Annotated in this window: 9 protein-coding genes; 7 read left to right on the forward strand and 2 right to left on the reverse strand. The window is 57.6% G+C overall.

Annotated elements, in window-relative coordinates; genetic code table 11:
- The first annotated feature begins 78 nt into the window (after positions 1 to 78).
- Positions 79 to 1,233, forward strand: coding sequence for a hypothetical protein (locus FFS45_RS11265; RefSeq protein ID WP_249362755.1), 1,155 nt, complete (start codon positions 79 to 81; stop codon positions 1,231 to 1,233).
- A gap of 126 nt (positions 1,234 to 1,359) precedes the next feature.
- On the opposite strand, the gene FFS45_RS11270 is transcribed toward FFS45_RS11265, so the two are convergent.
- Complete coding sequence (locus FFS45_RS11270; protein ID WP_137954714.1) at positions 1,360 to 1,746, reverse strand: hypothetical protein; 387 nt, start codon at positions 1,744 to 1,746, stop codon at positions 1,360 to 1,362.
- A gap of 1,457 nt (positions 1,747 to 3,203) precedes the next feature.
- On the opposite strand from FFS45_RS11270, the gene FFS45_RS11275 reads away from it, so the two are divergent.
- The 6 genes from FFS45_RS11275 (at position 3,204) to FFS45_RS11300 (ending at position 10,164) form a co-directional block, all read left to right on the forward strand.
- Positions 3,204 to 4,091, forward strand: a complete 888-nt coding sequence (locus FFS45_RS11275; protein ID WP_137954715.1) for a hypothetical protein — start codon at positions 3,204 to 3,206, stop codon at positions 4,089 to 4,091.
- Between the two features lie 757 nt (positions 4,092 to 4,848).
- Positions 4,849 to 5,271 (forward strand): hypothetical protein, encoded by a 423-nt coding sequence (locus tag FFS45_RS11280; protein ID WP_137954716.1) that lies wholly within the window; start codon positions 4,849 to 4,851, stop codon positions 5,269 to 5,271.
- A gap of 465 nt (positions 5,272 to 5,736) precedes the next feature.
- Positions 5,737 to 7,344, forward strand: coding sequence for a hypothetical protein (locus FFS45_RS11285; RefSeq protein WP_171029629.1), 1,608 nt, complete (start codon positions 5,737 to 5,739; stop codon positions 7,342 to 7,344).
- Positions 7,322 to 7,936 (forward strand): hypothetical protein, encoded by a 615-nt coding sequence (locus FFS45_RS11290; RefSeq protein WP_137954718.1) that lies wholly within the window; start codon positions 7,322 to 7,324, stop codon positions 7,934 to 7,936. The genes FFS45_RS11285 and FFS45_RS11290 overlap by 23 nt, the downstream gene beginning before the upstream one ends.
- A 576-nt stretch (positions 7,937 to 8,512) precedes the next feature.
- Positions 8,513 to 9,271, forward strand: a complete 759-nt coding sequence (locus FFS45_RS11295; protein WP_212745717.1) for a hypothetical protein — start codon at positions 8,513 to 8,515, stop codon at positions 9,269 to 9,271.
- Between the two features lie 125 nt (positions 9,272 to 9,396).
- The gene (locus tag FFS45_RS11300) at positions 9,397 to 10,164 is read left to right on the forward strand and encodes a DUF6710 family protein (protein WP_137954719.1); all 768 of its coding nucleotides are present in this window, start codon (positions 9,397 to 9,399) and stop codon (positions 10,162 to 10,164) included.
- Between the two features lie 149 nt (positions 10,165 to 10,313).
- On the opposite strand, the gene FFS45_RS11305 is transcribed toward FFS45_RS11300, so the two are convergent.
- On the reverse strand, positions 10,314 to 11,621 hold the full coding sequence (locus tag FFS45_RS11305) for an inovirus-type Gp2 protein (RefSeq protein WP_171029630.1): 1,308 nt from the start codon (positions 11,619 to 11,621) through the stop codon (positions 10,314 to 10,316).
- Positions 11,622 to 11,724: the final 103 nt, after the last annotated feature.

Here is an 11,724-nt window from a genome sequence, read left to right on the forward strand (position 1 = left end):
ACCCTTTCGCCGACCGGTTCGCCGGTCGGCGCTTTTTATTCCCCCCGGTTGCCGCGTCTCGTTCGCCCGGACATGCGCATGCGATCACTCCTGCTCCTGAAACTCATGAATATCACCACCCTTAGCCAACGCGCGGCGGCACTCGCCGCGGTCACCCTTGTAGCAACGTTGCTCGCCGGCTGCAAAGGCGACGTCCTCGACTATCACAATACCCGGATGGAGAACGGCAAGATCTATGCAGGCAACGCTGACGAACCGTTTACCGGAAAGCTGACGAACGTCCCCGATCGATCGCTGCTGATCGATCAGGCCGGATTCCAGTTGACCGGCAAGCTCGCCAGCATTGCTCTTGCCGACAGCGTGCCCGCCGCTGAGCGCAATGCCCAGTCGTTCCTTGGCGCATCAGGGGCGGCGACGTTGTTGTCCGGCGCGCTGTGCGACGTCGAGATCGGCAGCGGTCTGCTGGACGGCAAGGCGGTATGCAAGGCGGCGCAATCCGACGTCGCGCGTATCGAAACGTCGTTCAAGCACGGCGCGCTGGACGGTTCGTTCAAGCTCTCTGGCGGACAGGATGACGGTCCGCTGATGGCGGTGACGTTTCACAACGGCCAGCCCGACGGTGCGCTGAACGTCTATGACTGGACCAACCACAAACTTGTTCATACGTTCCCGTGGAGCAACGGCGTCGCGTCTGGCACCGAAGAAGCGTTCGACGCGAATACCGGCGCGCTCGTGAAGCGCGCCACATTCGTCAACGGGAAATACGAAGGTGCAGTCGTCCATTACGCGCCCGATGGCAAGCAGGTCACCCTCACAGCAACCTACGCTAATGGCAAGCTCAACGGGGCGTACAAGGAATGGGATGCCAGCGGTACGCTCATCGCGGACAAGTCCTATTCGAATGGAGTGGAAGTCAGCGCAGACGGCTCGGATGTCGGCTCGTGCGTGAACGAATGGGACGATGCCTATCGGGCTGTACCGGGCCGTCCATCATTTCCGCCAGCAGAATTGCGTCAGCAGTGGGAAGTATCCTGTCGTGCAGGCAAGCATCCCTCGGATCCTGACCCTGTAGTACCTGGTCGAACAGTCTCCAGCGAGCCACCTGGCTCAAACGCTTGCGTCGACGCCTGGACCGCGGCGTACCGTCGTGAAAACGGCGAGGACGCGATCGTCACTGTCGGCCAACTCGGCGAGTGGCAATCGTGGTGCAAGGAAGGCAAACTACCTTCGTAGCACGTCAGTTCGGCAACGGCATAGTCAGCGGGATGCGCCTTCGGGCGCATCCCGTATCGCACGGATTTTTCCTTTTTTGGCTAGAACCAGTCACCGGGACGCTCGCTTACGCATAGACTCCTGCACTTAGGGAGCACGTTCGCAAGTTGCTTGCGAAAACTCAGGGATTTGCCGGTTGTACTTCAAGATCGAAACTAGACCATTGTCGAGGTGCTGCGTCTGGACACCCGCGGGAATGTTCTTGCAAGCACCATCATCGACATACTCGGTACGCGCGAGAACATGCGCCGGCAATTCGCATCGCTGAAGCACAGAAATTGCCGGCTCAGGAAGCTTTGCCAAGCCGATGGCGATGAAGATCAAGCCGACTGGCGTGAAGAACGGAATCGCATCGGACAATAGGCTCACCGAGAACCCCCTGCTTGCGAGACGTATCGCTTCATCGGCCTTTTTCCCCCCGGAATCATCGCCTCGGTTCGACAGAAAACGCAGGGCCCTTCTGTCGGCCGTCATCCGATCAATTTTTTTTCACGACGTACCGTTGGTTGATAACATTGCAACTCGTCGATTGAGTGGGAGTGCCTATGAGCTTCAGTGCCGTCCTTACCTTTCTCCAGCAAAGTCATCTCGCCACCGTCGTATCCATACTCAGCGCACCAATCGTTGGTGCCGTAACCTGGATCAGGTTTCGACACGGCACGCTGCGTTTCTCGCAGGGACGTACGAAGCGCCTCTACACGCTCCTGAAGGGTAAGCAGGGTTGGCGTACTGCATCGTCTGGGGCGTTACAAGTAGCTGTGCGAGATGCCCTACGTATCGAACTATCCGGCGACGACATCCGGTTTGCACTCGAGCGCGACAACCCGATGCTCGTGTTAAGAACAATCGGACAGGCTCGTGGGTTTGTAAGGCTCAGTCTGGACGGAAAGCGCTATGAGGACGCGCGTAGGAATCCTCGACTCTCGCTTAGTCAAGTGTCCGGCGTGGTACTCGCTATCATCATGACGGGGTATGTGCTGCTGGTCCTCGGTGGTCCAGTCACCCGCACAGTTAATCCGATCGTGATCGGTATATTGTCTGCAATCAACCTGGCAGCCACGCCTTTGCTCTTTATCATCACGTCGAGCGCCAGTGCAGCCGACCGACTTCTTCACGCGGATACTACGTACCCGCTTCCGCGGGATTTCCGGAATGGAAATACGACACCAGATGCCCCAGTTGCTCAAATAACTTCCCCGCCCAGGAAGCGCAGCAGTCGCGCCCGGCCTGCGCCAACTCTGAACGGGCAGCCAGCGAGTTCTGACAGAACAGCTACGACTTCGATCTGACTGCTTTGGCGTTCAACGCGAAGTCCGACAACGTTGGCAACGTCGATGCTGCAATGAGAGACGGGTGGGAAGCCAAATGAAAGGAGGAACTGCACTCCGACACATCCTCCGCAACACCAACCGGGGAATCTGCCCGCGCTCCGTCAGGTGATATGGATGCATACGTTGCGGGCTGGACTGCGGCCTAGCGGCGTGAAAACGAGGAGGACTCTATGGTCGCAGCGGATCAGTTGGAAGAGTGGCGCTCGTGGTGTAAAGCGGGGAAACGGCCAGAGTAATCTCATATCGGAAGATCGGGCATAACGAGGTGCGCCGCGTGGCGCACCTCGCCTCTTGTTGCGCTTCTTTTTTGCCAACGACAACATCGAGCCGCGTAGCAGACGCGCCTCGCCTCCGAAGCCGAGGGCTAGGAAGATTGACGCTCCGTTGTCGCGAACGACCGCTGTCAATAAAGCCGAGCGCCTCAAGCGACCCATTGCTGGCGTTCGTATTCCCGTCGTCGATGGCAGCCATGCGGCGAAAGCCGTCTTTCGGCTCCGATTCCCATACGACTACCCGCGTTGCAGAACCGTGCTACGCCAACTGTCTAGTGGCTTCACAAGCGCTACACTAAGGCTCATACTTTACGCAAAGGGTAGCTTTATGGATCTGCGGGACAAATTCAAAATCGTCGTATTGCAAGCGAATGCAGCTCAGTTCGAGGGATTTTTCTCGAAGGTCAAAAACTACGTGCACACTGACTTTGCGCAGGTGAGGCCGCACGGTAATATCGGAGATCGCGGCAATGATGGTTGGTTGCCGAGTTCGGGCACGTACTATCAGGTGTACGCACCGGAAGAACTCTCAACTAACACAGCGACGGCGCAGAAGAAGGTCAAGGACGACTTCAAGAAGCTTAAGCAGTATTGGGAAACGATCAAGCCGATCCGGAAGTTCTACTACGTCCTCAACGATAAGTTCGCCGGCGTCTCGCCACATATCTGGAAGACGCTCAGCGAGATTGAGTCATCTGAATCTCTTGAGGCTACCGGGGTTTACGACACCGCGACACTTGAGCGGGAGCTCTTTGCGTTGCCGCACGATCAAATATGCAGCGTCCTCGGGGTCAGCCCCGTCGCCTCCGGCCACATCGCAGAAGACAAGCGAAAGGTTAGGGACTTCTTAGACCACTTCTCCGCAGCATTTGCAGAACTGTTCCCGCTAGGTGGTGAGGCAGGATATTTTTTCCCGGCGAACATACTGTATGAGTACGGTGACGAGCTTGGCAACGACTGGCTTTTCCAGCGTTTGACATCAAATGAGCCCTCGATCGCTCAACACCAGGCGGCCATCAGAAATTCACTTGATGCCATGTTCCGGCAGCTTCGCGCGGACTCGTACTACGACGACATAGGGAATTCTCTGAAGTACAAACCGCCTTTCGACCTGAAAGACCGAGATCAGCTCATTGAGGAACGTAAGGAGAGCATGGGCAAACTTATTGCCCAGATGAAATTCTCCTATGACTGCATCAAGGGCTACGCTGCGTAAAAAGCACAAAATAGATCAACAGCTAATCTGCGAGACGGTCAGTGTGTGATGGTCTAGTGTCCTGTCTACTGACTAGCTGGCATTCGTGGTCAAAAGTCGAATGGCGGCTACTTGTCTAAGCCGCCGCACGATTACGTTGTGCGGCGGCAGCTCTTGGGCCGCACATTGCCATGCGACCTGCATAACGCAAGCGCCCTCGGCTGCCGCACTACCGCACTACCGCACTACCGCACTACCGCACTACCGTCATGCAGAATAACCCAGCGTCGGAAGCCTTCGAAGTCCTGTACGCCAGGCTCGGGCATGCGCCCTCCGATGTCGCCCTGCATTGGTAGCAAGTCGGCCGGGAGTCACCGCGCCCATAGTCGGTCCTCGAACGATGTGGCAGTTCGAGGCCAATCTGGCGGCCATCGAGATCGCCTTGTGCGACGATACCCTGACTGAATTGGACAAAATCTTCCCTGTCCGGGCAGCACGCCAGAGGCCGACGCTTGGTAGGCCGACGCATCAAATCCAAGAGTGTCGGAAGTTCGAGCCGCCGGAGGCGCACCGCGCGCTTCGCCTATCGATGTCCCGACTTTTTTTGCCAGCGACAGCGTCGAATTCGATAGCAAGGCGGCTTCGCTTGTCCGACAATGCCTAATGGCGACTATGTGGTGGGCGTACGATTTGCCAACCCGCCTGATTCCCAGCCATCGCACTCTAATCGCTACAGTAAGCGTGTGCTCACCTCGACACCAGACAAAGGAAATACGTTATGGTTTGGCAATGCACTGTCGGCAGCGTCGCTTTGGAAAACCGGATCTCCAGTATCGCAAAAGCGCACCCCGAGGCATCACAGGACATCATGGCAGTCTTGGATCTCATGAAAAACTTGTTCGACACGCTGAGCCAAGTTCATGTGGCTGCCGCTCAGAGGCAACAAGCGGTCGAACAAGCCATTGAGGCGGAGACGATCGCAATCGTCGGCGCAGCCAACTACCGGAACACATTCAACAGGATGACACCCCAGGAGTTCAAACGTCATTTGCAGCAGCATTTTGAGGCGATTGGCGTCGCCCCTCCTAGCTGGGGCGAAGTCGCGGAGATTGCCTCCGAAAGTCTGCTGGACCCGGAAAATGATCCAGATGGCAGAATCCGCCGTGAGATCAAAAACGCGCTGATAAACAATAAGCTCTGACGGTTAAGCTCCAAACGCGCCGAAATCACGCGCAAACGAAGAGTTGATGCGGAAGGCTGGTTTATCAAGTCGGCCCAAAGGGTACTTCGGGCTGATTGCGGGCCATATATGGGCTGCTCAAATGACTGGTTGCTGCGCCCGGCCACGGTGCCCCTGGCGGCGCGCGTCGATGACGCGTCATGCTCGATGACAATCGCCCATGCGTCACGGTGAGCCCATAAGTCGCAGTCCGATGTTGACAAGAGTCTCCGCGGCAATAGCTCACCTCGCCTTGGTCTGTGGCCTCCTGGGATGTATCTGAAACAATCTCCTCGGCATGTGGTAATAAGGCTGGAAAGAGTCGACAGGTCATGGATCCACGCGCCGAATTCCCTTCGCCAGTTGACACATTCGAAAACACGTAAGCATCACATAAACGCCGGCACAGAAGAAGGCCGCCGTTCTTTCGGGGAACGACAACCACCCATGCACAGTTTTCAAACACCGCCGCTTGGAGGCAGCCCTTTCGCGCCGGCGCTCGCCGGGCGCATCCTGCATCGATTCAGGTCACAGGGATGGGAGGGCCTCGTCGATCGCGTTTGCGCGCTGGCACGCAAGGCCGAAATGTCGAGGAACGACGTCGATCCCGAGCACTTCCTGACACAGCTCGCTCAAGCCATGCGACGTGGTCAAATGCTTCCGAACAGTCCATTGCTCGTCAATTGTGCTGAAGCGGCACCGCGACTATTTGCGTGTTTCGCGGTGGATGTCGACAAACCCGCATCGGAATTCCTCAAGAGCTTCCGGTTCATTCACGACGGCATGGGCGGGGTCGGTTATACGCTCAAGAGCGACGAATCCGGCCTCGCGGAACTGATCCGTCTGATCGACGACGACACGGTTGCACACCAGCAACGCCGTCCGCGCCCAGCGAGCAACGCGGTGACGATGCCAATCAGCGGCGACCTCGACACGTTTCTCGGCCTTGCTGGCACGCTAGCTGTAACCAATATGAACGTGGCGCTTTCCGACGCGTTCATGGCTGCGCTGCCGACAGACCGTGCGGCGCAACAGCGGTTTAATGCAATTGCCGGGTGCATTCACGCGACCGGCCAGCCTGGCGTCATCTTCCCCGACCGGATCACGCGCGTTTCCCGCGATACGCATGCGCAGTATGCGGCGAATGTCTGCGGTGAAGCGCCGTTAGCTGTTGACGAATCGGCGCTGCTTGCCTCGGTCAATCTGTCAGCCTTCGTTACTGCGGCGCAGGACGGCGCCCGCATCTTCGACGAAGCGGGATTCGCACACTGCGTCGCGCTTTGTGTACGCATGCTCGACGGCATGCATGACCTCCAGACGCATGCCAGCGAAGCGCTTATGCAGAACTCACTCGCGACGCGCAAGGTGGGCGTAGGTGTCATGGGCTTTGCGCACGCGCTGATGTTGCTCGGCTTGCCGTACGGCTCTCCAGCCAGCCTGCAGTTTGCGAGGCGGCTCAGCGCGATGCTGCACGAGTCTGCGGCCGCCGAGTCGCAACGCCTTGCGCACTGCCTCGGCGCGTATCCGGCGTGGGACCCGGGACACGGGCACGCGCGCCGCAACGCGAATCTGACGGCAATCGCAGGCACGGCGACCATCGCGCTTATCGTGGGGACGTCGTGCGGGATCGAACCGATCTACTCGCACCGGGTCGCGCAGCGCGTCATCGATCGCGAGATCTGCGTCATGGACCCCGTCGTGTCGTTTCTGCTCGGCGAGCAGGGCATCGATCCCGCGCTGGCCGAACGCAGGATCGCCACGGGTGAGAGCTTGCGGCAGATCGCCGGCGACGCGCTAGCCGACTTGTGCCCGACCGCGCTGGAATTGTCCGGTGACCTTCACATCCAGATGCAGGCGGCCCTTCAGTCGGGCATAGACTGCGGGATCACGAAGACGGTGAACTGCCCGCCTGAAACTACGGTGACCGAGATCCGCTCGTGGCTGCTTCAGGCTCACGCGAGCGGCTGCCTCGGGCTCACAATCTATCGAAATCAGTCGCTGCAAAATCAACCAATGCAGGTCGCGGAACAAGATGCCACTCCTAATCACGTTTGACGGCCCCAAGGGCGTCGGAAAGACCACTCTGATCCACTTGGTGGAGCAACGGCTGCGTGAGGCCGGACACGGCGTCGAGGTGCTGGTCGAAAAAGAGCTGATGGCGGCGACTTTGGGGCCATCGCTGGATGAGGCCTATCAGGCGCTGAAACGCGAACCGGGCGAGGCAAGCGACGCGCAGGTGGCCCGCCTGCACAGGCAGGGGCGCGTGCTTATCGGCGAACGCCAACTAAGCGCCTCTACGGCGGACGTCGTGCTGCTCGATCGATGGTATCCGTCCGATGCGGTGTTTCGGAGGCACATCGATGTCGTGGAGGCAATCGACGCAAACCTGCGAGACGGCGTGCGCGTTGCTGACATCGCGTTCGCGGTTGTCTGCCGGGCAGAGGTCTCGTGGGAGCGGGCTCATCAGAGGACACGCCGCCTCGACAGCAAGGTCATCGACAGCTTTAACGATCATCGTGTCTCGACCGAGCGTTTCGAGCGTATCGCGTCGGATTATGGCTGGCACTTGGTACGGAGCGATTCGATGAGCGCGAACGAACTCAGTCGCCAGGTGATAGACGCTATTCAGGCGAAGCTTTCGTTCTAGCGGATAGAGGCCACAACAAATTCCAACGTCAGTGCAACGCGGCATGCGGGTAAGGACACCTCTATCACGGCAAATGGATGTGTATGCTGCGCAGCCCCTGCCGAAAGCTGACGTACCAGAGGGACTACCAGAACGGGTTGGAGCTACCGGACAGCGAAACGATGGATACACGCCTTGACCCGAAATACACCGCGTTCAATACGCCAGACAGCGATGGCAACATGAGTGCCGCCATAAGAAATAAATGGGGACCGGCGTGCAAGGGAGAACCGCGCCCGAACACATCGTCGGCAACACAAACCGTACACTCGACCCGCACGTCGTCAGGCGACGTGGACGCTTGCACGTCCCAATGGACTATTTGTCTATCGTCGCGCAAACGGCGACGAGCCGATCGTCACTTCGGATCAACTGGGTGAGTGGCAATCGTGGTGCGAGCAGGGTACGGATTGATTTGGAAGGCTGTCGTGACTCCAGAAATCGTGCTTTCCGCCGATATACCATCCAAGCGCACCTTGGGTGCAGCCTTCTTCAATGGTAACAAGATCTGTTGCACCCTAGATTAAATCTCTAACCATGGCCATCCATATTCCATTCGGTCCTCTTCGTTCCGTCGTCAAGTGGCTTTACGACCGCCTCACCAAACTCCTTCTACTCTCGACCTATCGCCAATCGCATGAGCTTTGGGCTAAACGCCACAGGTTGGGTTCTCATTGGAGCCCGTTGGGCGACGAGCTTGAATACTCTTTGTGTTTTGCACAACTGTCAGATCCCGAGCCTCGAACTTCCCGAATCGCTTTCCGGGCGACCGAGGGAGAAATTGAGGCGGTGAACCTAGTATTCGAAGCAGTGGGCAGCGGCATCCGTTATCAGGAAGCGATCCGCCTTCACCAGGTTGATCGCCGCCCAATCGTTCGCGCCCTCTCCAGCGTTCCGAGTCTGGACATCCTCGAACTATCAGAGCGGGGAGTGTTCTTTACGATAGATTCCTACCAGTTCAGGGATTGCAGCATTCGCTATCCTGACGGGCGGTCGCGGGAGATGGAGGATTCGCTCGAAGGGCATCTGATGCAAAACTGGCTCTTGAACGACTGCTGGGTACACCGGTGGAACCGTTGGTGGAACTGCAACGAGATCCGCTATGCAAAACGCAACATCGGTGAATATTGGCGCTTTCGTTCCGGTTGGCCTTTGCAGCGGGCGTCGTTATTCGGGAAGATCATGGGTGTTCACTGGCTGGTGACGGTTCAATTCTGGCTCGCCATATGGTCAGGTTTGTATGTCATGAACGACGACGGGCTTCTCGTGTCACGTCTGGAGACGCAAGGACACTGACGACTTGGTTGAATAGCGGAGCCGAACACCGACTGAGCACGCGACGGCCAAACTGCCACTTCATGACAGGCTGGTCGCGGACTGTAGATGCGCATAGCGTACAAACGAACACGGAAGGAAGTGGAATGGGCATCGAGTGGTTTCGTAGACTGGGGCGCAACTCCAGAGCGCAAACGGAGGCGCATCGGGTGTCTGGGCCTTTCGCTCAGTTAATGCGTACCGCGAGGGCTATTGCAGAAGTCAATCCGCGGGGACTCACTGACTTGGTGCGCGCAATCGTGCGACCGCATCAGGCCGATTACCTGTTAGCTGTGGCAGAAGAAGGCACTGATGCAAGGCCTGATTTTGAGGAACGATCGCTTTTCGGAGAGGAGGTTCGTCGACGGATGTTTTCTGATGCAGGAGATTTCCGTACCGTGCGCCTGCCAGAGGATCATTTCCGAATCCATTTGGCACGTGATCCAGTGCTACCCTGGCCGTGGAAGCACAGTTCCTACGTTTCTACTCTCGCTCGGATTGGCGCCGGGAAAGTCGACCCGGCGGACACCTGGAATTGGCATCACTCCGGTGCGTGGCGTCAGGATGGCAATCACCGCGTGGCACTCTGGCTACCTTGGGGAATTGGGTTTGTGCAAGGAGGAAACCATTCCATCGCGGCTGGGATTCTTGCCGGCGAAGGCGTTCTCACCCCGGCTTACGTCTACGACATGAGTTATCTCTTCTCGGAGATTTACGCCGATGCGGTGTCCTATCGAGAGATGGGAACGGACAGGAAACTCGGGCCTGTTATTAGCGAACGTTTGGCCGCGCTTTTCGAGATCGGGAGGTTGATGCACGAGAAAGGCTTTCCCGCATTTCACGAAAGTATTGCCATTGCACAGAGTGAACCTTAATCAGACCACCAGGTACGGTCAATCCGGCGGCGTGTGGCCTTAGCGTCCGCCCAGTCGGGCCATACATTTCTATCGCCGGGGCGGCCGTGAAGTTTGGCGGATCCTTGAGCGACCATGCTGTCCCAGGAAGCAGATGATCCCCGCGCACCTCATGCTCGTGCGAACAGTTCCCACGGATCGCACCACTGCATCGGCTCAGGCTTCTGATGCTTACGGTGCCCCTCCTTCGTCGATGCTCGGGCGTGTACTTTCGGCTTGAACGGCAGCGGCAGGTTAATCAGTTCGGCCGACGCATCCGCCTTCGTACGCTTGGGTCCACGCTTCTTCGCGACAGTTTCGCGTGGCTCGCTCCTGAAGAACAAGTGATCCCCCTTATCCTTCATCATCTGCCCATAGAAGTCCGGCTTGACGATGTATCCCGCCACGTTGGTCTCCAACGCGCGGCGTAGCTCCAATTCGTGACTTTCGATCTTGCCGATGCCAAGAGCTTTCTTGTACTTGACGCGTTTCGCATTGCAGTTGTAGTAGACGCCTTTTCCCTTCGTGATGACGTCCTTCCAGTGCTCGCCGAACATCATCGCGTGATGGACGCCGCGTTGCACCTCGTTGCCGTCGAGGAACAGTAATGCATGAAAGTGCCACTTCTTCTGCAAGCCATGCTCGAGCTTGAGCACATATGCCTTGAACACGCGCCTCTTCAATCGCTTCATTTGCCTAAGGTAATCCACCAAAGCGTTTCGGTGCTTGCGTACCTCGGAGTACGGTATCGATTGATGGCTCTTCTCGTACCCGAAATCGACACGGATAACCAGCAAGCGATGGTGTCGTCTGAACAACGTTCGAATCATCTTGACCAGCGAGTCGTAGTTTTTCGCTGCAGGTCGCGTGTGACGCCTCCATTCATCGCGAAAAGGCTTTGCCCGTCCTTCTTCCCGAATCGCCTCTATGGCTTCGTTCAACCCGTCCGCGAACTTCCATAGTTCCTCATCGGATAGACCACGCCGTATCGTCGACCAAAACGACAGCACGTATCGCATCGGCCTCAGGCACGGTCCAGCATCTGCATCAATAGCGGCATCACGAGCAACGGTCCGCTTGAACAGCCCGATGAATGGGTTGGCTCGATCGATAGATTCCACCATCGAGAGGTATTCGAGGTCGATCGCCAGGCAATTGAGAAACGCATCGCCCAAAGGAGTCGCCACCAGTTTCACTTGTCTTGGAGAGCCGAATGCTACGCCCTGCCTGCGCCGCACACTAAACAGCCTGTCGTCCGAATTGATGATCTCCCAGACGCACTTCGTTATCGACGCCGCGTCCTCAGCGCGCGTACTCTCGCTGTCAGAGAATCCCCGCTTGTCATTCTTTTTCATCGAATTGATCGTGTAGTCGAGCAGCCACTCTTCCGTTGCTGCATGATTTCGATCGCCCGCGCTCTCTTCTGATACTGCGTCCATGTTAACTTCCATTTGATGTCCGACCCGCCGTGCAGCGATCAAGCTGAAGTGAAGCAGATCGGGTACGTTGCAGTTAGCCTGATCCGGTGTTCACTAATCCACC

It is taken from the genome of Burkholderia sp. 4M9327F10 (assembly GCF_005503145.1).
In the GTDB taxonomy this organism is placed as follows: Bacteria; Pseudomonadota; Gammaproteobacteria; order Burkholderiales; family Burkholderiaceae; genus Paraburkholderia.

What these genes read in the sequence shown, in the direction of transcription:
- FFS45_RS11305 (WP_171029630.1), bottom strand. Translation starts at nt 11,621, where the DNA reads ATGGACGCAGTATCAGAAGAGAGCGCGGGCGATCGAAATCATGCAGCA.
- FFS45_RS11290 (WP_137954718.1), top strand. Translation starts at nt 7,322, where the DNA reads ATGCCACTCCTAATCACGTTTGACGGCCCCAAGGGCGTCGGAAAGACC.
- FFS45_RS11295 (WP_212745717.1), top strand. Translation starts at nt 8,513, where the DNA reads ATGGCCATCCATATTCCATTCGGTCCTCTTCGTTCCGTCGTCAAGTGG.
- FFS45_RS11280 (WP_137954716.1), top strand. Translation starts at nt 4,849, where the DNA reads ATGGTTTGGCAATGCACTGTCGGCAGCGTCGCTTTGGAAAACCGGATC.
- FFS45_RS11300 (WP_137954719.1), top strand. Translation starts at nt 9,397, where the DNA reads ATGGGCATCGAGTGGTTTCGTAGACTGGGGCGCAACTCCAGAGCGCAA.
- FFS45_RS11265 (WP_249362755.1), top strand. Translation starts at nt 79, where the DNA reads ATGCGATCACTCCTGCTCCTGAAACTCATGAATATCACCACCCTTAGC.
- FFS45_RS11285 (WP_171029629.1), top strand. Translation starts at nt 5,737, where the DNA reads ATGCACAGTTTTCAAACACCGCCGCTTGGAGGCAGCCCTTTCGCGCCG.
- FFS45_RS11270 (WP_137954714.1), bottom strand. Translation starts at nt 1,746, where the DNA reads ATGACGGCCGACAGAAGGGCCCTGCGTTTTCTGTCGAACCGAGGCGAT.
- FFS45_RS11275 (WP_137954715.1), top strand. Translation starts at nt 3,204, where the DNA reads ATGGATCTGCGGGACAAATTCAAAATCGTCGTATTGCAAGCGAATGCA.